This window comes from Parafrankia colletiae (assembly GCF_001854655.1).
Taxonomy (GTDB): Bacteria; Actinomycetota; Actinomycetes; order Frankiales; family Frankiaceae; genus Parafrankia; species Parafrankia colletiae.
Genome location: NZ_MBLM01000134.1, coordinates 1 through 23,945 on the forward strand (window position 1 = coordinate 1; position 23,945 = coordinate 23,945).

Genomic DNA, 23,945 nt, shown 5'->3' on the forward strand with positions numbered 1-23,945 from the left:
AAACGTCACCAAACCACCCAGCGGCACCCACGCCACCACGCCACGCCGCACCAGCCCGAACCAACCCACCCGACCCCACCACCCACAAGATCAAACTAAGCTAAACGGCATTGCCCCAAGGCTGGCTGGCCTCCTATCCGGCATCCTGACCAAGCCGTGGCGACTGGCCTGGCTGACGACGAAGTCGGCGGCGGCGGCCGATAGGTAGCTGTAAGCGACCATCACCGGCACGTCCGGAGCTCAGGTAAGGCACCTCCCGGACGGTCAGCACGCGGACGCCGGCCGCCAACACCCCGTCACTCAGCAGGCCGCCGGCCTCCTCGCCCGACTCCGCCCGCCATCCGATGTCTGATCACCAGGCGGTGTCAGTTTCCTACGCCGAGGCCGGACATGAACGCGGCCGGGTACCGGTCGCCGCGGGCCGAGCCGGCCGGGACGGCTTTCTCGATCTCGGCGAGGTCGTCGGCGGTGAGGTTCAGGTCGAGGGCGGGCAGCGCCTCGGTGAGCCGCTCGCGGGTGCGGGCGCCGACCAGGGGCACGATGTCGTCGCCCTGGGCGGCGACCCAGGCGATGGCCAGTTGGGCGACGGTGGCGCCCTTCGCCGCAGCGACCCGACGCAGTGCCTCCACCAGGGTGAGGTTGTGCTCCACGTTCCCGCTGGAGAACCGCGGGCTGTGGGCACGGGCATCGCCGGGGGCTGACTGACCGGCGTTCCAGTGCCCGGAGATGAGGCCACGGCTGAGGACCCCGTACGCGGTCAGGCCGATACCCAGCTCCCGCAGTGTGGGCAGGACGTCCGTCTCCATCGCCCGCGACACCAGCGAGTACTCGATCTGCAGGTCGGCGATCGGGTGTACGGCGTGCGCGCGGCGGATCGTCTCGGCGTTGACCTCCGAGAGGCCGACGTGTCGCACATGGCCGGCGTCGATCATCTCCTTGACGGCGCCCACGGTCTCCTCGATCGGGACGGCCGGGTCCAGCCGGGCCGGGCGGTAGATGTCGATGTGATCTGTGCCCAGCCGGGTCAGCGAGTAGGCCAGGAAGTTCCGCACCGCCTCGGGACGCCCGTCCATCCCGCCGAACCCGCCGCCCGGCCCGCGCAGCATGCCGAACTTGACGCTCAGGACGTAGCTGTCCCGGTCCCGGCCGCGTAGTGCCTCGCGGAGCAGCAGCTCGTTGTGGCCCATGCCGTAGAAGTCGCCGGTGTCGACGAGGGTGACGCCGGCGTCCAGGGCGGCGTGCACCGTGGCGATGCTCTCCGCGTCGTCGGACGTCCCGTAGGCGCCTGACATGCCCATCGCGCCCAGACCGAGCGCGCCGACGGCCGGTCCGGTGCTGCCGAGAGTTCGTGTCCGCATCGTGGTCTCCTTCATCGTCTGCTGGCCTCGTCTGCTGGCCTCGGCGCCGTCGTCGACCGTCGTGCCCGACTGTCGTCGGCTGTCGTCGTCCACCGTGGCCCGGCGCCGGCGCGTCCGGGAGCGGAGCGTCCATCCTGGGAGTGCCGCTCCCTGGCTGGACGCGCCGGGCCGAGGAACCATGAAGCGATGCAACGTGACCAGCTCGCCGACTTCCTGCGACGGCGCCGGGCGGCGATCCGCCCTGCCGAGGTGGGCCTGGCCGACGGCCCGCGGCGGCGCACCACCGGCCTGCGCCGGGAGGAGGTCGCCATGCTCGCCGGCATGTCGGTCGACTACGTGGTGCGGCTTGAGCAGGGCCGGAGCAGTCAGCCGTCCGTCCAGCTGCTGGGCGCGCTGGCCCGGGCGCTGCGGCTGTCCGACGACGAGGGTGACCACCTAGTTCCGCCTGGCCGGCCACCAGCCGCCGACAGCACGACCCGGCTGGCCCGCGCCGGGCTGGTGCGCCTGCTCGCCCCGGCGACGACGATGCGTCCGAGGTCGATGCCCAGCTCGGCCGCGTGGTCGGCGCCCCAGAGCAGCCCGCGGTAGCAGTCGCCCCGGCTCCGAGCCCGGGAACAGGTTCGCCCGTCACCCCATACTGGGCCAGGCATGTCGAGGGGATGGACGTTCCCGGCCGCAGAACCGCCAGGGCGCCGTCCGACGCGACCGTCCGGTTCCGCAAGCGACACTGGACAGGTGACGAGGACAGGAGGCTTGTGGCGGTCACGGTGAGCGCGATGCTCCGGCGAAGCGGGCGGTCCCCGGGTGGGCCCGGTCCCCGCCGTGCGGCCATGTCACACCGTGGCTGACGCGGCCTCGTTCGCGGCACGGACGGCGCACCACGGTGAGGGCCGGCTGCTGGGGCGGGATGCGGAACAGCGGCGGGTCGGGTCGCTGCTGGAGGCGGCCCGTGGCGGCCGCGGGGGTGCGCTGCTGGTCTGCGGTGAGCCGGGTATCGGGAAGACGGCGCTGCTGGAGACGACGGCGTCCCAGGCTGTGTCCGAGGGCTTCCGGCTGCTGCGGGTGGACGGTTACGAGGCGGAGGCAGCGCTCCCGTTCGCCTCGGTGCACCGGTTGACGATTCCGTTCCGCGAGCATCTCCCGGTTCTTCCGGAGCGGCAGCAGCAGGCACTGCAGGTGGCGACCGGGGCGGTGGACGGCCCCCCGCCGGATCGGTATCTCGTCGGTCTCGGTGTGCTGGGCCTGCTGGCCTCGGCCTCCACGGCGCCGGCGGGCGAAGCGATCCCGGCGGGCGAAGCGGCGCCGCCGATCGTCTGCGTTGTCGATGACGCCCATCTCCTCGACGCGGAGTCGTTGGACGTGCTGGCCTTCGTGGCCCGTCGGCTGGAGGCGGAGCGTGTCGCGCTCGTGTTCGCCGCCCGTGACGAGTCGTGGGTGGCCGAGCGGATGGCCGGGCTGCCCGTTCTGCGGCTGGGCGGGCTGGGGACGGAGGCGGCGGTCCGGCTGCTGAGGTCGGTGTTGCGGGAGCCGATCGACACGGCGGCGGCCGCGCGGATCGCCGGCGCGACCGGGGGCAGCCCGCTGGCCCTGATCGACCTGGCGGACGAGCTGGGCGTCCAGCAGCTGACCCGGTCGAGTGTCGCCGTGGAGCCGATCCCTGTCGGGAGCCGGCTGGAGGCGTGCTATCTCCGTCAGGTACGCAAGGCCGATCCGCGGCTGCAGGCGTGGCTGTTGGTCGCCGCCGCCGAGTCGACCGGTGATGTGGATCTGATCCGGGCGGCGTCCCGGCGGCTTGGCATCGTCGACGTTGTCGGTGACGAGGCGGAGCTGGCCGGTCTGGTGGAGCTCGGCGCGTCGCTGAGTTTCCGGCATCCGCTGGTTCGGTCCGCGACGTACCACGGTGCGCCGGGTGCGGAGCGGCGGCGGGCGCACCGCGCGCTGTCCGCCGAGGCGGAGGCCAGGGGCATCGTGGAGCTGGCGGCCTGGCATGCCGCGAAGGCGACGGTCGGTACCGACGAACAGGTCGCCGACCGGCTGGAACGGGCGGCGGATCTCGCGGGGCACCGCGGCGGGCTCATGTCCCGGGCCAGCGTCCTCACGCAGGCGGCGGCACTGACACCGCCGGGGCCGGCGAGGAACGGCCGGCTGGTCGCGGCGGCCGAGGCCGCGTTGGCGGCCGGTGCCGCCGGTCTGGCGAAGAGCCTGGCGGACGAAGTGGCCGAGGCGAGCGAGGCAGGAGGGAGCGGCGAGACGGGCGGGGAGGCGCTGGACCCGGTCACCCGCGGCCGGCTGACCAAGGTCCGGGTCGATCACACGTTCTTCACGGCCGGGCCGGCGGTCGTCCGCGGTGCGGCCGACATGCTCGCGGTGGCCGCGTGTTTCCACGGGCATGATGTCGGCGCCGAGCAGGACGCGCTGCTTGACGCCTTCCACCGTGCGCTCGCCGTGGAGCGGCAGGGGCGGGAGGTCAGCCTGCCTGTGCTGGGCCGCCGCCTGCTCGACGGCGCCGGGTTGGCGCACGGCGTCGCCGGAACGATTCTGCGTGCGCTGGGCACGTACATCCTGCGGCCCTACCGAGAGGCGGTGCCCGAGCTGCGCGCCGCCCTCGACGTCGTCAGCGGGCTCACCGGCGCCGATCTGATGAGGTACGGCGCGATCAGTATCGCCCTGACCACCGCGCTGTGGGACGAGACGGCGACGCGGGACATCCTGGAACGGACGGCCGCCGCCGCGCGGGAGTGGGGCGCCCTGCCGGTGCTCGACACCACCCTGTGGATCCTGTCGCTGACCCTGCTGCACAGCGGTACACCGCGGCTCGCGGACCAGTACGTCGAGCAGGTTCGCGAGCTGCGCCGCGCGATCGGCTACGACGCCGAGCATGTGGTCAACGTGGCGCTGCTGGCCTGGTCCGGGGGTCCGCGTGACCAGGTCGAGGCGGCCGCGGACGCGGCCCGCGCGGCCGGCTTCGGCGGTGTGTACGCCTCAGGGGTGGGCGCGCTGGCCGTGCGGGACCTCGCCGAAGGTCGTTACGACGACGCGTACGCGCGGCTGAAGCCTCTGGTGGACGACCCCTTCCTGCAGGTGACGCCGCTGGAGTACCCGGATTTCGTCGAGGCCGCCAGTCGCAGCGGACGTCTCGCCCAGGCGGTGGGGGTCGTGGCGCTTCTCGAGGACCTGGCGTCGGTCAACGGTTCGGTCTGGACGCGCGGCGCGGCCCACCGGTCCCGGGCGTTGGTGTCCGACGACCGCGAGGCCGAGGCGCACTACGCCGCGGCCGTCGCGACGCTTCGTCCCACTGTGCTGACCGTCCAGCTGGGCCGGTCGCACCTGGTCTACGGGGAGTGGCTGCGGCGCGCCCGGCGGCGCCGGGAGGCCCGGGAGCACCTGCGGCGCGCGGTCGAGATCTTCGAGGGCGCGGGCGCGCCGGCCTTCGCCCAGCGGGCCCGCGCCGAGCTGGAGGCCACCGGGCAGCGCCTGCCGGCCGGACAACCACGCGAGGCTCTCGACCTGACTCCCCAGGAACGGACGGTCGCCCGGCTCGCCGCCGCCGGCCGCACCAACGCGGAGATCAGCGCGACCATGTTCATCAGCACGAACACCGTCGACTATCACCTGCGCAAGATCTTCCAGAAGCTCGGCGTCACCTCCCGTCGGCAGCTCGCGGGCCGTCTCGAAGAGTCCCGAGCGGGTGTTCTGTGACGTCTTGTCAGGTTTCGCTCTGTGGCGGTGACCCAGAGCCCGTTGCGGGTGACGCCGGCCGGAGAGACAGGAGAGACAGCCCGGGTTCGGGCTCGGTCGGGCGGTCGCAGGGCCGGCCTTGCGCTGCTGTTCGTCGATGCCAGGGACCTATTGGATGCGGGTCGGTTGCGCGTAGGCGAGGAGCGCGTCGCGGTCTGCCGGCAGGGCGAATCCGGCTTTGATCGTGCTGTCTGCGGCGGTGGTGTATTTCTGCAGGTAGGCGTCACTGGACGGGTAGAGCGCGGTGAGACGCTCGGCGGGCAGCGGTGTCGTGGATCCGAACAGGCTGCAGATCACGGAGKGGTTCGGGCCGGGGGTGCCCGACAGGATGTCGACGGGTACGTCGACGGGTGGTGTACGGACGCCACCGCGGGCGATGCCGTCGGCGTCGCGGGCGACCTGCGGCGGGGTGTTCTGGGTGACCTCGAGCCGCGGTGCCGTGGCRGGCAGCGTCCCCTCTCTTACCCATTCCTCGAGGGCGTGCAGTGCGGCCTTGACGACGACGTGCATGGGTGCATTGTTGATCGCTCCGCAGCCGAGGGCGTCCGCGAACGGCCCGACCGTGTGTGCGTCAGCGTGCGCGGCCCCGGCGACCTCCCAGAGGCGGAACTGGCCGCTGTCGGGTTGGCGTGAGACGACGGAGTTCAGCGGGGCGCGCAGATCCCCCTCGGCTTGTACCTCGAGCACCGGCACATCGGCGTCGGCCCGGATGATCGTCGGTGAGGTCGCCGTTTCGGAGCCGAGACTGGCGGGCTCACCGGGCGCGACGAGCGGAAGGCCGCCGCCGCCCCGGCTGTGGACGAGGAAGCCGTCGAACTCGCGCGTGAGGGGTTGCACCCCGTTGATGTAGGTGACCAGCGCGAACGCCGACTGGGACTGGCCCGCTGCGAGCACGTGCCGCGGCTTCAGGTCACCCATCGCCACGCCGCCGGCACGTACCGCGCGGGCGGCTTGGGTGAAGATGTCGAAGGAGTACCCGTCGCCGGGTTGGTTGAGGGAGCCGTACCGCGCGGGGTCGGTGTTGACCAGTCCGCCCGCGGTGGCGCTGCCGCCGCCGGTCGGGGTGAGGGCGGGGCCGCCCATGACGCCGATGCGCTGCGCGGAGACACCGACCCACGCGTGGCCCCGCCGCACCAGCTCCTCGTGCGTGCTCGACCACACGACGTCGGAGTCGGTCCCGGAGCTGACGTTCAACCACTCGACGATGACAGTGCCGCTGAACTTCTCCGCGGCCGGCCGGCGTACGAGGACCCGGGTGGTGTACTCGGCGGTGGTGCCGGACTGGAATGTCCAGCGGCCGTCGGGAGCGAGTTCACCCTGTGGGTCGTAGGACGTCGCCGTCCCAGACGCGGCGTACTCGGTCTCGACGTACCCGGTGTTCGCAAGGTCGACCCTGGTCGGGGAACCCAGGCCGACGCCATTGCCGCCGCTGAGCTCATGCAGGTCGGCAGCCGGTCCCGCGGGTCGCGGCGGTGCCGCCGTAGTCGTCTTCGACGCCGTGTTCGGCGTCGAAGACGACCCGTCGGAACATGCCGACCCGAACACGGCAACAGCTAGGAAACAGGCGAATGCCGAGACCTGCCTACCCGCCGAAAACCTGCGCTTTCTGGGCAAATTCTCAAGCCTCCGTCGTTTCCGTCGAATTTCATCTGGTCCCGCGATCAGGCCAGCTGAGCTGAATCGCGGATCGGCCCGCTGATCACATCGGTGATCGGATCCTGGTCGTCGGCGGCGGAAGGCAGCTCGCAGTGGAGGACACGGCTGCCCGGGTCATCAGACGTGACCTCCGTCCGCTCGGAGGCGCTGGCCAGCGGTGACGACCGACATGAGGCGGAGCAGTCGGTCCGTGAACTCCTCGGGATCGAGCGGGTCATCACCGTCGATCAACCAGTCGTTGATGACCGCGGCCATCCCGCCCGAGAAAAACGCCGTCAGGTCCTCCGCCKCGCCCTGGTCCAGCTCACCGAACAACATCCGCACGACCGGCCGTTGGAATGAACCGAGCACACCGTTCAGCGCCCTGGCCATGGCGAACGCGCACGAGCCGGTCAGCATCGCGCGGTAGAACGACCGGTGGTGGGCGAAGTGCCGCGCCGTCGCCAGTGCCCGCCGCCGCCCGGCCTCGGTGCCACCCTCGATCTGCGGCAGGAGTTCCCGCCCGACCAGGTCGATCGCGGCCTCCACCAGAAGCGACTCACGATCACCGAACTGCACGTAGATCACTTGCCGGCTCACGTCCGCCACCGCGGCGAGGTCGGTGACCGGGATGGCCGTCGTGCCGCGCTCGGACACCAGGAGCACCGCAGCCGCGAACAGAGCCGCGCGTGAGCGCTGCACCCTCCGGTCGAGGGGGCGGGGTGCCTGCGACGACTCATGGTGCACAGATCGATAATAGACATCTGTCTACAAAACGACAAGTGTCAATTATCGCCACCGTCAGGCTGTCGATCGGACGACCTGTTCCGACTACGTGTGCCACGTGGTTCGCGCGGCAGCGCCGGGGATTCAGGGTGGGAGAAGGCGATGCCCGTCCACCGGGAACCGCACGAACCTCAGAGGAGAATCCGCCGTCATGCTGCAGTCGGGTGACGGCCGGGAGGTGAGGCACGGCGAGGATATGAGGCACAGCCAGGAGGTGGTGCACGGCCGGGACGCCGAGCTCGCCGTCCTCGAACGTCTCCTCGTGAACGCACGCGCCAACCGCGGCGCGGCGCTGGTCGTGCGGGGGCATGCCGGCATCGGCAAGACGATGCTGCTGACCGCCGCGCGCCGGTACGCGGCCGCGGCCGGGATGACGGTTCTCACCACGAACGGTGCCGAGGCGGAGACGACCCTGCCGTTCGCCGGGTTGCACCAGCTGCTGGCCCCGCTGCTGCATGATCTGCGGGCGCTCACCCCGCGGTTGCAGCGCACGCTGCGCGGCGCGTTCGGGCAGGAGGACACCCGCCCCGACCTGTTCACGGTGGGGCTCGCGGTGCTCGAGCTGCTCGGCGACCAGGCGGCCCACACCCCGCTGCTCCTGCTGGTCGAGGATGCGCACTGGCTGGACCCGGAGACCCTCGACGTGCTGGTCTTCGTCGCCCGGCGCCTCACCGTCGAGCCGATCGCCGCGGTCATCGCGGTCCGCGCCCAGCACACCGACGTCCTCGCCGGCACCGGCATCGGCCAGCTGCCTGTCGCGGAGCTGGATGACGACGCCGCGCGGCGGGTGCTGGCCGACCACGCTCCCGGGCTCGGCCCCGGGCTGCGGGAGCGCATCCTCGCCCAGGCCGCGGGCAATCCGCTCGCCCTCGTCGAGCTGCCCCGGTGTGTCACGGCGGACGTCCTCGACGACTCCCTGGAGCTGTTGCCGCTCAACGAGCGGCTGGAAGGCGCGTTCGCGGACAGGTTCACCCAGCTGCCGCCGGCCTCCCGGGCGGTGGTCGCCGCGTTCTCCGCCGACACCGGCTGCCCGCTGCCGGCGCTGCTGGCCGCCGCGCGGGCACTGACCGGCAGTGAGGTGCCCGCGGAGAGCTTCCAGCCGGCGATCGACGCCGGTCTGCTGCAGGTCCAGGCGCGCCGGCTGCGGTTCCGGCACCCCCTCGTGCGGTCGGCGGTCTACCGGTCCGTCAGCGACTTCGCCCGGCTCACGGTCCACTCGGTGCTCGCCGACACGTTCGCCGACGACCCGGACCGTCGTGCCTGGCACCGCAGCGCGGCGACGCTCGGGCCGGACGAGGACATCAGCGGCGAGCTGGAGGCGGCTGCCGCACGTGCCCTGGAGCGCGGGGCCCTCGGGGTGGCCGTCACCGACCTCGACCGTGCCTCGGAGCTCACCGGTGACCCCGCGCGACGCTCCTCGCTCCTGCTGCAGGCCGCGGAGATCGCCTCCCAGCTGCACGACCGTGGTGTCGCCGCGCAGCTCGTCGCGAAGGCCAGCCCGGCCCAGGGCGACCCGGTCGACCGCGGCCGGCTGGCGCTGGTGCGCGACATCGTCGAGCCCGGTGACGTGCGGGACACCGGTCGGATCGACGTCCTGTGCGACCTTGCGCTGGCGGCTCATGCCGCCGGCGACACGAACGTGGCGGCCATGCTGTGCTGGCGGGCGGCGTCGCGCTGCTGGTGGGCGAGCCTGCCGTCGGAGATCGGCGGACGGGTCACCGCCGTGCTCGCCAGGCTCGGCCTCGCCGACGACGACCCGCGGACCCTCGCGATCAGCGCCTACGCCCAGCCGGACGTGCTCGGCGCCGACGTGCTGCGCCAGTTGCCCACGCTGATCCCGGACCGCACCGACATCGACGCCATGCGCTTCCTCGGCGGGGCGGCTCTGGTCCTCGGCGACTTCGTCACCGCGTCGTCGTACATGGGTACGGCGGCCGCCGGTTACCGGGCGCAGGGCCGGGCGGCCCTGCTCGCGCGGACCCTGTCGTCCACGGGCTTCATCCGCCTGTGGCTCGGCCGGTGGCCGGCTGTCCGGGCCGACACGGAGGAGGCCGAGGCGCTCGCGGAGGAGACCGGCGACCACTTCTGGGTCGTCGCCGCCCGGGCCAGCCGGGCGTTGCACGACGCGATGTGCGGCAACAGCGAGGCCGCGTTCCGGCTCGCCGACGATGTCCTGGCCAGCCCGCTCGTCGTCGGGGTGCGGTTCGCCGCCGAGGCCGCGCAGCACGCCCGCGGTGTCGCCGCGAACGCCGCCGGCCGCCACGACGAGGCCCTCGACCTGCTGATCCGCCTCTTCGACCCGTCCGACGCGACCTTCCAGCTCGACATGTCGGGGTGGGCGTTGCCCGACCTCGCGGACGCGGCCGTCCGGTCGGGGCGCCAGGAGGAGGTGCGGGAGATCCTCGCCCGGGCCGAGGAGCGGGCGGCGCGGTTCCCGTCACCGGCGCTGCACCGCTCGCTCGCCTACGCCGCCGCCGTGCTGGCACCGGAACCGCAGGCGGCTGCGGCGTTCGCCCACGCCCTGGCCATGGATCTCGGGGACTGGCCGGTCCACCGCGCCCGGCTGGGTCTCGCCTACGGCTCCTGGCTGCGCCGGCGCCGGCGCATTCTCGAGTCGCGGGTGCCGCTGCGCGCCGCGCGGGACGGCTTCGACGCCCTCGGCGCCGCCGCGTGGGGTCGGCTGGCCCGTGAGGAGCTGCGCGCCGCCGGCGAGGAGAGCGCCGGCCGGTCGGCGCCGTCCGGCGAGACGCTCACCGCCCAGGAGCTGCAGACCGCGATGCTGGCTGCCGCCGGGCTCAGCAACCGGGAGATCGGCCAGCGGCTGTTCGTGTCACACCGCACGGTGAGCTCGCACCTCTACCGGATCTTCCCGAAGCTCGGCATCACCGCGCGCTCGCAGCTGCGGGAGGCCCTCGACGCGCTGCAGGCCCGGCCCCCGGCAACCGACGACCGCCAGCCCACGAACCACAGCCAGCCCGTCGACGGCAGTCGAGCCGCCGACGACAGTCAACCTACGGATGCGTCCCCTCCGCCGTCCCTCCAGCCTGGGGCCGTGGTCTGAGTATGGCCGCGACCGACACAGCACCGAGGTGAGGACGACGCCGTTGAAGGACCTACGCGTGACGCACATCGGGGGCCCGACGACCCTTGTCGAGGTAGGCGGCTGGCGCATCCTCACCGACCCGACGTTCGACCCGCCGGGCCGCCGCTACTCGTTCGGCTGGGGCACCAGCTCGCGCAAGTGGACCGGCCCGGCCCTCGATCCCGACGAGATCGGGCCGATCGACGCCGTCCTGCTCACCCACGACCATCATGCGGACAATCTCGACGACCGCGGTCGCGCCCTGCTCGCCCAGGCACCGACGGTGATCACCACCCGGTCGGGGGCCCGGCGTCTCGGCGGTGGGGCACGCGGCCTGCGCCCGTGGATGCAGACCGAGCTGGACGCACCCGGCCGGCGGCGCATCACCGTCACCGCGACCCCGTGCCGGCACGGCCCGCCGCTGAGCCGCCCCGTCGCCGGCCCGGTGGTCGGGTTCGCGCTGCGGTGGGACGCCCAGGAACACGGCGTCTTCTGGATCACCGGTGACACGGTGCTCTTCCGCGGTGTCCGGCAGGTGCCGCACCGGATGACGGTTGACACCGTGCTGCTGCACCTCGGTGCGGTCCGCTTCCCGCTCACCGGGTCGCTGCACTACAGCCTCACCGCGGCCGAGGCGGTCGAGCTGTGCACGCTCGCGAAGCCACGCACGATCATCCCGGTGCACTATGAGGGCTGGTCGCATTTCAGCCAGGGGCGCGAGGCCGTCGAGCGGGCGTTCGCCGCCGCGCCGGACGGGCTCGGCGAGCGCCTGCACTGGCTGCCACTACGCCCGGCGGACAGCCTCTGACCCGGCGACCGCCAACACCCAATCCGCCCAGGACCGTCAACCTACCGATGCCGCGCCTGGCTGGTTTCCCGCACCGTGGTGCCACCTCGTCGCGCTTCCTCCCGAAGGGACCACGTCTTCGTGTCAACGACCCGCCGAACAGTGATTGCCGGATCCGCGGCAGCCGCGACCGGCGCCCTCGTCGGAGCACCCCTGGCCTCCGCGTCCACAGCCACCACGGCCACTCCGGCGGCCGCGGCGGCCCGGCCACCGGCCGCGGCCAGGCCGACGGTCGTGCTCGTGCACGGCGCCTTCGCCGACGCCTCCGGCTGGAACGACGTCGCCCGTCTGCTGCAACGCGACGGTCACCGCGTCCTGGCACCGGCGAACCCGCTGCGCAGCGTCTCCGCCGACGCGGCCTACCTCGCCAGCATCCTGGCGACGCTGCCCGGCCCGATCGTCCTGGTGGGCCACTCGTACGGCGGGATGGTCATCACCAACGCGGCGGTGGGCAACACGAACGTGAAAGCCCTGGTGTACGTGGCCGCGTTCGCGCCGGACCAGGGCGAGACGCTGCAGGGACTGCAGCTGAAGTACCCGGGCAGCAGGCTCGGCGAGGCCGCGCTGGACTTCCGGCCCTACCCGACAGCCGACGGCGCCGGCAGCATCGACGGTTATGTGAAGACCGACGTGTTCCGCGACGTCTTCGCAGGCGACCTGCCCAGGGCGACGACGGACCTCATGGCTGCCGCCCAGCGGCCCGGCGACGTCCACACCCTGCAGGAGCCCTCCGGGACACCGRCCTGGAAGAGCATTCCCAGCTGGTACCTGGTGGCCCGCAACGACAACCTGATCCCGCCCGCCGCGCAGCGGTTCATGGCGAAGCGGGCCGGCGCGCGCACGACCGAGGTCAACGCCTCGCACGTCGCCATGATCTCGCAGCCCCGCATCACCGCTGACGTCATCAGGTCCGCGGCCCGCTGACAGGAGGGCTCCTCATGTACATCACCGCCGCCGACGGCGCCAGAATCTTCTACAAGGACTGGGGCACCGGCCGCCCCGTCGTGCTGTCGCACGGCTGGCCGTTGAACTCCGACAGCTGGGAGGCGCAGGCGCTCTTCCTGGCCGGCCACGGCTACCGGGTCATCGCCCACGACCGCCGCGGCCACGGCCGGTCCACGCAGACCTGGCACGGCAACGAGATGGACACCTACGCCGACGACCTCGCCGCCGTCCTCGACACCCTCGACCTGCGCGACGCCACGCTGGTCGGGTTCTCCACCGGCGGCGGCGAGGTCGCCCGCTACATCGGCCGGCACGGAACCGCCCGGGTCGCCCAGGCGGTCCTGGTCTCCGCGGTGCCGCCGTTCATGCTGCGGACCGCCGACAACCCCGGCGGCGTGCCGGTCGAGGTCTTCGACGGAATCCGGGCGGGCTCGCTGGCGGACCGCTCCCAGACCTACCGCGACCTCGCCGACGGCCCGTTCTTCGGCAACAACCGGCCCGACGCCGAGGTCTCCCAGGGCATCCGCGACGCGTTCTGGCTGCAGTCGATGGYCTCGGGCCACCGCAACGCCTACGAGTGCATCGCCGCGTTCTCGGCCACCGACTTCCGTGGCGACCTCGCCGCGTTCGACGTCCCCACACTCGTCATCCACGGCGACGACGACCAGGTCGTCCCGTTCGAGGTCGGCGGCATGGCCTCCTCGGCGCTGGTCAAGGAAGCCCGCCTGCTCGTCTACTGCGGGGCGCCGCACGGCATCACCGACACCCACAAGCAGCAGCTCGGCGACGACCTGCTCGCGTTCCTCAAGGAGTACGACGGATGAGCACGATCGTCCTGATCCACGGCCTCTGGATGACGCCGCGCAGCTGGGAGCACTGGGTTCCCTACTACGAGGCGAAGGGGCACACCGTCCTCACACCGGCCTACCCCGGCTTCGAGGTCGAGGTGGAGGCGCTGCGCGCCGACCCGACGCCGATCGCCACGGCCACGGTGCCCGACACCGTCGCCCACCTCGAGAAGATCATCACCGAGCTGCCCGAGAAGCCGGTCCTCATGGGCCACTCGTTCGGCGGCACCCTCACCCAGCTGCTGCTCGACCGCGGCCACGGCGCCGCCGGTGTGGTCATCAACTCGGCCCCGCCGGAGCGGATCCGCGTCAACCCGCCGTCGCAGATCAAATCCCTGTTCCCGATCCTCAACAACCCGGCCAAGCGGCACCAGGCGGCCGGATTCACGCCCGAACAGTTCCACTACGCCTTCACCAACACCCTGCCGGAAGCCGAGTCCCGCGCGGCCTACGACCGGTATGCGATCCCGGCCCCCGGCAGCTGGGTCTGGTCGTACGGACTGCTGGCCAACTTCACCCCCGGCAAGGGCGACACCTGGGTCGACTTCCACAACGAGAAGCGCGCGCCACTGCTGTTCATCGCCGGCGGCGCCGACCACATCATGCCGCCGTCGGTCAACAGGTCGAACGCCCACCACTACAAGGCAGCCGGCACCGTCACCGACTACCACGAGTTCCCCGGCCGCTCCCACTGGACCTGCGCCGAACCAGGCTGGGAACAGGTCGCCGACCACGCGCTGGAGTGGGCGCTGCGCCAGGCCGGATGACGAAGAAGACGCCGCGCGCAGGACAAGGATCACCGACCCGCGTTCACCGCGCCGCCGGCTGGATCAGTTCGATGAGGTTGCCTTCCGGGTCCTTGATGTAAGCGAACCGAGCGCCTGGCTGCACCGCGTCGGCCGGCGGCCACACCCCGATGCCGCCGGCCGCCACGATGGAGGCAAACGCCGCGTCCAGGTCGCGAACCGATACCGCCCAGTGCCCGAACCCCAGAGTGCTCGCGGCGTCCAACGGATCGACATGGACACGGTTCCGGCTCGCGCCGGCCCGCTCGACGAGTTCCAGGCRCACACCTGAACCCGACCGCAGCACGACTGTGCGCACCGCCGGCTCGTCGAGTCGGAACTCCTCGATGACCTCGTGCAGGCCGAGCGCTCGCTGGTACCAGGCGCGCTGCGCATCAAGATCCGCGACGGACAGGCTGGTGTGGTGCACATCCAGCCCAAGGTCGACTTCGGACACGATGACCTCCAAGGCGAGGTTAGTGACACTAACCTGGTTAGCGCCACTAACCTTAGCTCCATGCCGGAGAACGTCAAGCGGCCCAGCGGGCACCACCACGGTGACCTGCGCCGCGCGTTGGAGGAGGCCGCGCTGGAACTGGTGGTCACCAAAGGCCTCGGCGGATTCACCATGGCCGAGACCAGCCGCCGGGCCGGCGTCAGYGTGGCCGCTCCGTACAAGCACTACGCCGATCGCGACGCGCTGCTGGCCGCGCTGGTGGTTCGCGCCTACACCGAACAGCGCGAGCAGTACCGCGCCGCCATGGCGGAAGCGACCGATCCGGGCGAACAACTCGTGGCCTTCGCTGCGGCCTACGTCCAGTTCGCCGCCGACCAGCCGGCGCTGTTCGAACTGGCCTTCGCCGCCGGCCTGGACAAGACACGCTTCCCGGTGCTTGCCGAGACCGGCCAGGCGCTGTTCACCGAGCTGTCCGCGCCGGCCACAGCCCTGTGCAGCGAGGACCATCAGGCACGCGGACTGGTGTTGGCGATCGCGGCCTGCGCCCACGGCCACGCGGTGTTCCTCCTCGAGGGCGTGCTCGACGACCTGCCGAATCCGCTCGACGCGGCCAAGCGCGAGGCCGCTACCGCCGCCGCAGCGCTGATCGCCGCCTATACCGCCTGACCGGCGGGGCAATGGAACGTGGGGCTGCGCTCGGCATGGGTGGTGCCGCCACGCCATGATCGGCTGATCGAAAGATCGGCGCTGTCAGTCCCTCCAGGGGCGGCGTGGGGTGTAGGCAGGGCCTTTTGTCGGGCCCCCGGCACTGACGATCCATCACACCGTTCCGATCGCCGGTGTCGGCGGTGACGACGCGCAGGGCCTCACCGAGAAACTCGCCGCTGCCCGGGTTGGTCGCCAATCGCTGTCGTCGGTGGGGAGGTCCAGCGGCCAGCGATCGAAGGCCAGGTCCTGGCCGTTGGCGCACGTCCTGCGCTCCTTGTGCACCGGCCGTTCGACGGACCGGGGGTATTGCGGGGAACAGGTGGCTCTCCTCGCCGGAAGAACGGGACGGGCTCACCCGGCCGCAGGCGGCGTTGCCCAGTGCCGGTGGGTTTCCATTCTCTGGCGCAGGGATGGACTTTCCGGGGTGCCGGCCACATCCAGGGCGCTGCGCGTGACTTCGCCACCAATGCCGCGGAGCCAGCGGTCCTGGATCGTTGTCAACAGCGCCGAGCTGTCGGCGTTTCATGGCGTCCGGGGCGACTATCAGAGCAAGGCATAGAGGCCGGTATCGGGGTGAGCGAGAAGCCGATGGTGGCCCATTCAGAGAGCTGGGTCAGCAGGCCATGTGAGGGATCCGTTCGACGAGTTCCCAGCTGCTCCAGGCGCGGCCCGGATCGTCCTTCCTGAGTTCGATGGMTCATTCGCGGCGGGGTGGTTCAGGCTGCCCTCCGTCACAGAGCAATGGTCGCCATCGCAGCTATCAGCACCTGGCTACACCAAAGATCATTTGAAGCAGACCCCGACAGAGCCCCGCCGAAACAGGGCCGGGCCGCACATAGCACGCCCTCGCCATCTGATCACAGATAGCACCTCAAGCCCAGCCAGATCCTGGCCTGCCACCCTTTCCCGGGGCTCAACAGCCACCACTTGGCACTCAAAACCGAGTGACATAGAAGTCACTCACCGCACAATCGAGATCCATGGGCACGGGGAGTAGCAATTTGTATGCAAATTTGCGATGACGATCTTATCCCAAAGAAGGCATGTACATACTGTACATGCCTGCAACATCAGACGTTCGGCGTGCGTTAAACAAGGCTTCCTAGGTTTACCCATCGAGCACGGACGGGAGTTCACTAATTCAACAGGGGAGTCATTCAATGGCAGCAGATTCGCAGGTCGGGCCGCAGCGGCGTGGGCTGCTGAAAGGAGCGGCAGTGCTGGGAGGCGCCGCACTGGCCGGCCCGTTCAGCTCACTTTCCACGCGTATTGCCTCCGCCGCCCCGATCAGGGGAGGCGGGTATGGTCCGCTCTACCCGGCCGCCGACCGGACGACGGGCCTCGAGCTGCTGCGGCTGCCCCGCGGCTTTGAGTACATGAGCTTCGGGTGGACCGGCGACCCGATGACGGACGGCAGCGCGACTCCCGGCGCGCACGATGGAATGGCTGCTTTCCGACACAACGGAAATATTCACCTGGTCCGCAATCACGAGCGCGGCACCGGCGCTCCGATCGGCACGGGTGGGATCCCGACCTACGACAGCACCGCTGCGGGTGGCACCACGACGGTCGTCTTCGACCCGGACCAGGCGAAGTACATCGAGACCCGGCCGAGCCTCGCCGGGACGATCCGCAACTGCGCGGGCGGTCCCACCCCCTGGGGCACCTGGCTCAGCTGTGAGGAGACGACGACCATCGGCTCGAAGCGGCACGGGTATGTGTTCGAGGTCCCGGCCGACGGGGTGTCCGACGCGATGCCGATCCCCGCCATGGGGCGGTTCAGCCATGAGGCGACCGCGGTCGACCATCACGGCTACGTATATCTGAGCGAGGATGYCACGCCCGGCGGCTGGTACCGCTTCACGCCGAACACCCAGGGCCGCCTCGCCGACGGGGGAAGGCTGGAGATGCTCGCCATACGAGGCGAGTTCCGGAAGAACCTGCGTGGCGCGGTCGGCACCGGCACCACTCTGCCGGTGGAATGGGTACCGATCGCGAACCCCGACCCGGACACCGGCAATGGTGTGGTGCAGCAGGGTCTGGTGCTGGGAGCCGCCGAGTTCGCCCGGCCGGAAGGCCTCTGGTACGGAAACCGGCTGGTCTACATGACCGCCACCAGCGGCGGTGCGGCCGGACAAGGACAGGTCTTCGCTTACAATTCCGACACGATGACCCTCACCTGTGTGTTCGAGTCACCGGCCGCCAACGTGCTCAACTTCCCCGACAACATCACGGTGAGCCCGCGTGGCGGCCTCGTCCTGTGCGAGGACGGGAGCGGCCGGGAGTTCCTGCACGGCCTGTCCACGGACGGTCTGATCTTCCAGTTCGCTGAGAACAACGTCGTGATCCCCGGCGACAAGGCAGTCAACGGCATCAGCGGCGACTTCACCGGTTCCGAATGGTGTGGGGCCTGCTTCGACAACGGCGGCGGCGGAAACTGGCTGTTCGTGAACATCCAGTCACCGGGCATCACCTTCGCCATCACCGGGCCGTGGCGTCAAGGCATCCTGTAACACCTCGCACCTGACCGGCACGGCATCTCCTGCGAAACGAACCCGGCGCCAGGTGGTCACCTGAACGGAGCGGGGTCCGGGTCGAATCGGCCCGGACCCCGTGGGGCTACAGAGGCTGGTCCGCTGCTCACAGCCACTGTTCACCGCTGGTGTTCAGGCCACCCTGAACCCGGCCGGAGAGGGGCGGCCGGCGACGGCCGGCCAGGCCGCCGGAAGCCGCGGCGCGGTCGCTGGTTGTGTTCGCATATCCCCAGGACGCCCGACCCGCCCGTCTGCTGCTCGGGAAGCCCCGGATTCTGCTCACCGGTGCCGTGACCGGCCGGGGCGAACCCAGCCGGTCACGGCACCTGGGCCGGCGGGGTGTAGCCGAGGATCTCGTGCTCGGCGATGCGCCACACACCGTCCGGTTCGCACCGCTGGACCTGACGGTGGTCGAACACGGACCGGGCGGTGAACGGCCCGTCGCCCTCAAGCGTGAACGCCGCAGCCGTGTACTCGACGGCTGTCCGGCCGGCGTCGAGGGACCAGGCCCGCAGATTCGTGATCAGGTGCCGGCCACGCGACGGCGACATGCCGCGCTCCATCACGGACCGGACGGCATCTCTCCCACGGGCCTGGAACACCGTCGCATCCTCGGTGTACAGCGCCAGCGCGGCGTCGACATCGCGAGCGTCGAACCGGCTGAACAGCTCGGCCACGAGCGCCTCGGCAGTCAGCCGCCGCGCGATCTCGGCACTGTCGGGAACCACTCCTGGATCGCGCATACGCGGCGCCTGCCCATCGTCGTCGGCGAGCATTCGGCCAAGCCTAGCGTGCCGGGTGCGGGCGGCTGGCCGCTTTCCCGCGACAAGATGTCACACGATGGAGAGGTCGCGGGCGACGATGATGCGCCCGGCGAAATGCGGCGCGACTGCCGACCGCCTACCGTGGGCTCGCTCAGGAATCCGTCATCAGCGCCGGAGGCCCGCCCCGGTGCGCGAGCACCGGGGCGGGCCTCCGTGCGGACAGCCCTCAGCCCCCGAGAGAGCGGTCACCTGCCCGCCCTGTCTGCGGCCAGGTCAGAGGCTTCGGCGGCCGACCCTGCGCGACGTCCGGCGGGCGGTACGGCGGGCGGTACGGCGGGCGACCCGGCGAGATCCGAACATGATGTCTGCCTCCTCGTTCACGATGGTGCTCACGAAGTCCTGCTACCCGCGCTCTCCATTGCGCGCAGCTCGGGCGCTTCCTCGGCCGCGAGCAGCCCGATCTCGACGAGGTCGAAAGGATCAATGAATCCGTCGGCGAGGCGGAACCCTCCCGACCGAGCGATGGCATCACGCAGGGGCACGGCCCAGTGATGCTCAAGGAGAACGAGCGCAGCCGCCGAGTCGTTCGGAATGTCCGCGATGACGTCCCACATCTGTTCGTCCGGGGGTGACCCGCCCGCCGAGGATTCGGAGCCGGCCGGCGTGTCTTCCCGGGCGCCGCCCTCGCCCTCGATGGTGAGCCCGACGAGAGCTCCGACCTTGCTGCCGAGCTCGATCGCCTCGTCCTCGGAGAGGTTGCTCAGGTGCTCTACCTCGACATCTCCGTCAGCGTTCTTGTAGACGGCCAGAGAATCGATCACACGCACGGTATCGCTTTCTCGAAGACGCTCCAGTTCTTCGATTATTTCCCCATGAAAGTCAGGATGATCGAATCCCAGAACAAGCAGCTGGACCGGTCCAATAGTCACTACTGCCACCCTTCTCGCGAAACTGCGGAGACAAAACGGCCCATCGGCCCGGCTTCATCTCGCCGCAACCCCTCAGCCGCGACATCTCAGATCAGATCACGGCCGCGACATCTCAGATCACGAAAGATTACTGTTTGAATTCCCCCCGGGGGTTCTCTACCCGAATCCGGCCTGCGCAAACAGTTTACAGATGCAGCGGGATCAGATCAGTCCACCAGAAGCGTTACGAGGATTTAGGGATGATGGGGGTTCAGCTCATTCAACCTGAAATCGAACGAATGGTCCGCCTGTCGGGGCTGTGACAGGTCCGGATCCCGCCTGCGTCGCACGGTGCCACCGGAAGCGGTCCCATCGTCCTGGCGGAGGAAACGTTCGTCGGCCGTCACCTCGGGCAGAATGGGGCACATGACGTCTGCGATCGAGCTGCACGGAGCTCCCCATGTGGAGCGATACCTCGAGACCGACGGGCGCGACGGGTACCACTGGYGCAACGGCACGACGATCCTGCTGCTGTTCACCACGGGGCGCTCGTCCGGTCTGCCGCGCACCAACGCGCTGATCTTCCAGCCCTGGGAGGACGCGTACCTCGTCGTCGCCTCGAAGGGCGGCGCCCCGGAGCCGCCGGCGTGGTTCCTCAACCTGGAGGCCACCCCACTCGTCGAGGTCCAGATCAAGGGCGAACGCTTCGCAGCCCGGGCCCGGGTCGCCACACCGGAGGAGAAGCCGGGGATGTGGGCGAAGATGGTCGAGGCCTGGCCCGACTACGACGACTACCAGACGAAGACAGCACGGACGATCCCCGTGGTCGTGCTCGAGCGCGCCTGAGGGACACGTCTGAGGGACAGGGACCGGACGTACCACTCAGCCGTGGGTGACGGCCCGCAGCTCCGCCGGCCTGTCCGCACCCACGGCTGGTCGCGCCGGCGGAGCTGCGGGCCGTCACCAGGTTCGAGCGAGGACGTTGGGCAGGTAGCCGGTCATGCGGTCCAGCTTCGGTTTGTCGTCGGGGTTGGCGGCCGAGAGCTTGCCCTGCGCCCGTTCGGCGGCCCACGTGGGCACGTTGTGGGCGACGATGACGTACGTCCAGTTGTGGCCCCATCGATCGGAGTCGTACCGTTCACGCATTGCCCTGGCGGTCGAATCCAGGGCCCAGTACGGATCGAGCGTCTGCTCTCTGGTCACGCCCGGCAGGGTGCCCCCGTAACCGTCCCTCGGCCAGCTGCCCCGACCCACGCGCACCCGGTCCGGTGTGGTCGCCGTGCCTCCTCATCGCTGCGGTCAGGGCAGCTGGCGCCGTGCCGCGATCAGCCTGCGATGGACGGTTCCCGACCCAGGGTGCGCAGCAGGTTCTTGCTGAGGACGCCGCCCGGGCGGACGGCTGGCTGGGCCTTCCCCTCGACGGCGGACACCGGACCGACGCCGGACGCCGGACCGACGGCGGACACCGGACCGGCGACGTGCACCTGCGCCGGCCGGCCAAGCATCGGATCCTGCTCAAGGATGGCGCGTTCGTAGTCACGCATCCTCGGGGAGGGTTCGAGGCCCAGTTCGTCCATCAGCCGGAACCGCAGCGCGCGGTAGACGTCGAGCGCCTCCGCCTGCCGGCCGCACCGGTACAGCGCGATCATGAGCTGCTGGCTGAATCGTTCCTGGAACGGGTGTTCCCGCAGCAGGTCCCGGAGCAGGGGGATGGTCCTCGCATGCTCACCGCACTGCAGTTCGCAGTCGATCAACGATTCGAGGGCGCCCAGCCGTAGCTCCTCGTACCGTGCGGACGCCGCGCGGCAGCGGGGGCCGCCGCGGGCCGCGCCGAACATCGGGCCGCGCCAGAGTCCGAGAGCATCCTGCAGCGCCTCGGCGGTGACCGCAGGCGGAGTGCCGCTCTGCCGGGCGCGGATATCCGTCAGGGCGTTCGCGAAGATCTCGGCGTCCAGCTCGCCCTCGCCGACAACGAGCTCGTAGCCACTGGAGTGGGCGATGAGCCGGGACGTGGCCGCGTCGGGTTCCAGCGAGGCCAGTTTCTGCCGGAGCCTGCTGACATGGGCCTGCAGGGCGTTCTCCACCCGGTCCGGATGCTGGCCGTTCCACAGCTCGTCGATCAGCATCCCGGTGCTGACCAGGCGCTGAGTACTGGTCAGCAGGGTGAGGAGAAGGGTCCGCTGCAGCGATCCGGTCGGACGGACGATCCGGGTTGACGTCTCGATCTCGAGTGGGCCCAGAACACGAAAGATCAGCATCTTCTCTACTACCCGTGAAGCACAGCGGGACGGTGGGGTGAACGGCGAGATCGCCGCGGGAGGCCGGGGCGTTCTCGAAATACCTGTTGCTGCGGCACCACACGGTTCTCCCGACTATGGATGGCCTGYCGACCGATACCAAGGTCCGACCTGCTTCGCTGCGATYGTGACAACATCGATGATGACAACGATTCTCCCAGCGCTGGTGTCTTCTCTCCGACAGGCTTTGCAGCCATCCACGCCACCCTGCCAGCTATCTCGCCCACAGGACGCCGCACTGATCACGGCTCGACCAACAGTAGCCATCCGTAACCAGATATACACATTGAATAGTAGGCCTGACATCGCCGTGACGGGGTACTGACGAGCGGAATGACCAGCGACCTTAGCGGGCACGGATGTCGATCGGCCACCTGCGGAGACCGGTAATTCCGCCACTGGTTTCGGCATGCTGTCGGCCGCGTGCCCGGCCAGCACTCTCGATACCTGCGGTTTCCCGGCCAGCACCGCTCGGACCCCACCGCACCGCTGCTTTGCACCCTTGCATCCGCCTCAAGCACCCTCTCCTRCAGCGGCACTGGCGGATGCAGTTGCTTCAGGCGCTCGGACGACCGCTCCGTCGACCRCCCGGACGACCGCTCCGTCGCGCTGTTCGCTTACCTCGCAGGTAATTGACGGGCCTGCGGCCGGCCGTGGATCGTTCCCCCGAGCCAGTTCCGATCTGGTTCGACCGGCGGAATGGTCCTGTCGATGAGGAGTGCCCTCGATGACCACGAGTTTCAACCCCGCAGCCCCGGCCAGGGCCGCGGGCGCCCCGACGGCGGCGCCCGCGCCACCCTCGCCACCTGCGTCACCGGTCACAAAGCCACATCTCGGAACACTTCTGGTGGTCCTGACCGGCACATTCATGGGCGGCCTGGACTTCTTCATCGTCAACGTGGCCATCCCCTCCATGCAGATCGATCTGACGGCCAGCGCGGCGGCCATGCAGTTCGTGATCGCCGGATATGCCCTGGCCTTCGGCTCCGGCATGATCCTGGGCGGCCGGCTCGGTGACATCTACGGGCGGCGTCGCGTCTTCATCGCGGCGATGGCCGTGTTCACGTTGGCGTCGGCGGTCTGTGGCGTGGCGCCCAACGTCGAACTTCTGATAGCCGCCCGGCTCCTCCAGGGCGCCGCCGCCGCGGTGATGTCACCGCAGGTGCTGACCATTCTTGGCACCACGTACAGTGGTGAGGCGAGAGCCCGAGCCATCAATGCCTACGGCATGGCGATGGGTATCTCGGCGGTGTTCGGCCAGCTGATCGGTGGCCTGCTTATCAAGGGCGACGTGTTCGGGCTGGGCTGGCGGGCCTGCTTCCTCATCAACATTCCCATCGGTCTGGTGGCGATCCTGCTGGCGCCCCGGTGGGTTCCCGAATCCCGCGCCCCGGGTCGCCCCAGGCTCGACATCGTCGGCACGCTCATCGTGACGGCGGCTCTGGTCGCCGTCGTGCTGCCGCTGATCGAAGGCCGGGAGCAGGGCTGGCCGCTGTGGTCCTGGCTCCTCCTGGCCGCCGCGGTGCCGCTGTTCGCGCTGTTCGCCGTCTACGAACGCGCGGCAGCCCGGCGCGGTGCCTCGCCCCTGATCGACCTGAGCCTCTTCCGCGAACGCGCGTTCACCGCGGGGCTGCTGGCCCAGGTGGTCTTCTGGACCGGCCAGGCGTCGTTCTTCCTGGTGTTCGCCATCTACGTGCAGCAGGGCCGAGGGCTGGACGCCCTGGAGGCCGGGCTCATCTTCGTCGCGATCGGCGGCGGCTACATGGCCACCTCGATGACCGCGCGGCACGTCGCCGCCCGGCTGGGCCGGCAGGTCATCGCGCTGGGCGGGGTGCTGCGGATGATCGCCCTGACAGCGATGGTGATCATTCTCTACGCCGCGAGCAGCGATGTGAGCCTCGGCTGGCTGATCCCGGCGCTCATCCTCGACGGTGCCGGAATGGGGCTCGCGGTCGCTCCGCTGGCGGCGACGGTGATCTCCCGCATCACCCCGGCACACGCCGGCTCCGCGACCGGCGTCCTGACCACCGGGGTGCAGATCGGCAACGCACTCGGCGTCGCGCTGATCGGCGTGATCTTCTACGACATCATCGGCGACGGTGCGGATCTGGAGACGTTCACCGACGCCTTCCGGACCAGCCTGTTCTTCCTCATCGGCATCGGGGCCGCGCTCGCTCTGCTGGTCCAGCTGCTCCCCCGGGTGCCACGCGGCGCGGGTGGCCGCTAGCCGTTCCCCCTCAGGGGAGGCGGGCT

The 23,945-nt window shown here is 70.4% G+C and carries 18 protein-coding genes and 2 pseudogenes; 11 read left to right on the forward strand and 9 right to left on the reverse strand.

Annotated elements, in window-relative coordinates:
- Positions 1-365: 365 nt before the first annotated feature.
- Positions 366-1,358, reverse strand: a complete 993-nt coding sequence (locus tag CC117_RS22285) for an aldo/keto reductase (RefSeq protein ID WP_071087355.1) — start codon at positions 1,356-1,358, stop codon at positions 366-368.
- Between the two features lie 186 nt (positions 1,359-1,544).
- Between CC117_RS22285 and CC117_RS22290 the strand changes: the two are divergent.
- Positions 1,545-1,868, forward strand: a pseudogene (locus CC117_RS22290) (helix-turn-helix domain-containing protein); the annotation flags it as partial.
- Here CC117_RS22290 and CC117_RS40635 read toward each other — a convergent pair.
- Positions 1,865-1,951 (reverse strand): annotated as a pseudogene (locus CC117_RS40635) (alpha/beta hydrolase); the annotation flags it as partial. The pseudogenes CC117_RS22290 and CC117_RS40635 sit on opposite strands and share 4 nt — an antisense overlap.
- A 247-nt stretch (positions 1,952-2,198) precedes the next feature.
- Here CC117_RS40635 and CC117_RS22295 point away from each other — a divergent pair.
- Positions 2,199-5,057: a helix-turn-helix transcriptional regulator gene (locus tag CC117_RS22295; RefSeq protein WP_071087258.1), complete on the forward strand. Its 2,859-nt coding sequence runs from the start codon at positions 2,199-2,201 to the stop codon at positions 5,055-5,057.
- Positions 5,058-5,204: 147 nt separating this feature from the next.
- Here the strand turns inward: CC117_RS22295 and CC117_RS22300 are convergent, their stop codons facing one another.
- Both CC117_RS22300 and CC117_RS22305 read right to left on the reverse strand, forming a co-directional pair.
- The gene (locus CC117_RS22300) at positions 5,205-6,641 is read right to left on the reverse strand and encodes an alpha/beta hydrolase domain-containing protein (protein WP_084132582.1); all 1,437 of its coding nucleotides are present in this window, start codon (positions 6,639-6,641) and stop codon (positions 5,205-5,207) included.
- 228 nt (positions 6,642-6,869) lie between these two features.
- A complete protein-coding gene (locus CC117_RS22305; RefSeq protein ID WP_198541945.1) occupies positions 6,870-7,433 on the reverse strand; it encodes a TetR/AcrR family transcriptional regulator in 564 nt (187 codons plus the stop codon).
- Positions 7,434-7,668: 235 nt separating this feature from the next.
- On the opposite strand from CC117_RS22305, the gene CC117_RS22310 reads away from it, so the two are divergent.
- From CC117_RS22310 to CC117_RS22330, 5 genes are all read left to right on the forward strand, one after another.
- Entirely contained in the window at positions 7,669-10,578 is a 2,910-nt protein-coding gene (locus CC117_RS22310; RefSeq protein WP_071087263.1) for a helix-turn-helix transcriptional regulator, read from the forward strand.
- 43 nt (positions 10,579-10,621) lie between these two features.
- Positions 10,622-11,407 (forward strand): MBL fold metallo-hydrolase, encoded by a 786-nt coding sequence (locus tag CC117_RS22315; protein ID WP_071087265.1) that lies wholly within the window; start codon positions 10,622-10,624, stop codon positions 11,405-11,407.
- Positions 11,408-11,527: 120 nt separating this feature from the next.
- Positions 11,528-12,370 (forward strand): alpha/beta fold hydrolase, encoded by an 843-nt coding sequence (locus tag CC117_RS22320; protein ID WP_071087267.1) that lies wholly within the window; start codon positions 11,528-11,530, stop codon positions 12,368-12,370.
- 14 nt (positions 12,371-12,384) lie between these two features.
- Positions 12,385-13,215: an alpha/beta fold hydrolase gene (locus CC117_RS22325; RefSeq protein ID WP_071087269.1), complete on the forward strand. Its 831-nt coding sequence runs from the start codon at positions 12,385-12,387 to the stop codon at positions 13,213-13,215.
- Positions 13,212-14,006 (forward strand): alpha/beta hydrolase, encoded by a 795-nt coding sequence (locus CC117_RS22330; RefSeq protein ID WP_071087271.1) that lies wholly within the window; start codon positions 13,212-13,214, stop codon positions 14,004-14,006. The genes CC117_RS22325 and CC117_RS22330 overlap by 4 nt, the downstream gene beginning before the upstream one ends.
- Before the next feature lie 43 nt (positions 14,007-14,049).
- Here CC117_RS22330 and CC117_RS22335 read toward each other — a convergent pair whose 3' ends face one another.
- On the reverse strand, positions 14,050-14,481 hold the full coding sequence (locus CC117_RS22335) for a VOC family protein (protein ID WP_198541946.1): 432 nt from the start codon (positions 14,479-14,481) through the stop codon (positions 14,050-14,052).
- Positions 14,482-14,541: 60 nt separating this feature from the next.
- On the opposite strand from CC117_RS22335, the gene CC117_RS22340 reads away from it, so the two are divergent.
- Positions 14,542-15,147 (forward strand): TetR/AcrR family transcriptional regulator, encoded by a 606-nt coding sequence (locus CC117_RS22340; protein ID WP_071087272.1) that lies wholly within the window; start codon positions 14,542-14,544, stop codon positions 15,145-15,147.
- 1,202 nt (positions 15,148-16,349) lie between these two features.
- The gene (locus CC117_RS22345) at positions 16,350-17,702 is read left to right on the forward strand and encodes a PhoX family protein (protein WP_071087274.1); all 1,353 of its coding nucleotides are present in this window, start codon (positions 16,350-16,352) and stop codon (positions 17,700-17,702) included.
- A 338-nt stretch (positions 17,703-18,040) separates the two neighbouring features.
- Here the strand turns inward: CC117_RS22345 and CC117_RS22350 are convergent, their stop codons facing one another.
- A complete protein-coding gene (locus CC117_RS22350; protein WP_198541947.1) occupies positions 18,041-18,466 on the reverse strand; it encodes a YybH family protein in 426 nt (141 codons plus the stop codon).
- 410 nt (positions 18,467-18,876) lie between these two features.
- Positions 18,877-19,416, reverse strand: a complete 540-nt coding sequence (locus CC117_RS22355; protein ID WP_071087278.1) for a hypothetical protein — start codon at positions 19,414-19,416, stop codon at positions 18,877-18,879.
- A gap of 405 nt (positions 19,417-19,821) precedes the next feature.
- On the opposite strand from CC117_RS22355, the gene CC117_RS22360 reads away from it, so the two are divergent.
- A complete protein-coding gene (locus CC117_RS22360; RefSeq protein ID WP_071087359.1) occupies positions 19,822-20,241 on the forward strand; it encodes a nitroreductase family deazaflavin-dependent oxidoreductase in 420 nt (139 codons plus the stop codon).
- A gap of 114 nt (positions 20,242-20,355) precedes the next feature.
- Here CC117_RS22360 and CC117_RS22365 read toward each other — a convergent pair whose 3' ends face one another.
- Both CC117_RS22365 and CC117_RS22370 read right to left on the reverse strand, forming a co-directional pair.
- Positions 20,356-20,598 (reverse strand): hypothetical protein, encoded by a 243-nt coding sequence (locus CC117_RS22365; RefSeq protein ID WP_241830322.1) that lies wholly within the window; start codon positions 20,596-20,598, stop codon positions 20,356-20,358.
- Positions 20,599-20,720: 122 nt separating this feature from the next.
- Positions 20,721-21,653, reverse strand: a complete 933-nt coding sequence (locus tag CC117_RS22370) for an AfsR/SARP family transcriptional regulator (RefSeq protein ID WP_241830323.1) — start codon at positions 21,651-21,653, stop codon at positions 20,721-20,723.
- 766 nt (positions 21,654-22,419) lie between these two features.
- On the opposite strand from CC117_RS22370, the gene CC117_RS22375 reads away from it, so the two are divergent.
- Entirely contained in the window at positions 22,420-23,919 is a 1,500-nt protein-coding gene (locus CC117_RS22375; protein WP_241830324.1) for an MFS transporter, read from the forward strand.
- Positions 23,920-23,945: the final 26 nt, after the last annotated feature.

Bases quoted from the DNA above. Each gene is read 5' to 3' on its own strand.
- CC117_RS22330 (WP_071087271.1), top strand. From the start codon at position 13,212: ATGAGCACGATCGTCCTGATCCACGGCCTCTGGATGACGCCGCGCAGC.
- CC117_RS22285 (WP_071087355.1), bottom strand. From the start codon at position 1,358: ATGCGGACACGAACTCTCGGCAGCACCGGACCGGCCGTCGGCGCGCTC.
- CC117_RS22370 (WP_241830323.1), bottom strand. From the start codon at position 21,653: ATGCTGATCTTTCGTGTTCTGGGCCCACTCGAGATCGAGACGTCAACC.
- CC117_RS22310 (WP_071087263.1), top strand. From the start codon at position 7,669: ATGCTGCAGTCGGGTGACGGCCGGGAGGTGAGGCACGGCGAGGATATG.
- CC117_RS22350 (WP_198541947.1), bottom strand. From the start codon at position 18,466: ATGCGCGATCCAGGAGTGGTTCCCGACAGTGCCGAGATCGCGCGGCGG.
- CC117_RS22375 (WP_241830324.1), top strand. From the start codon at position 22,420: ATGACCACGAGTTTCAACCCCGCAGCCCCGGCCAGGGCCGCGGGCGCC.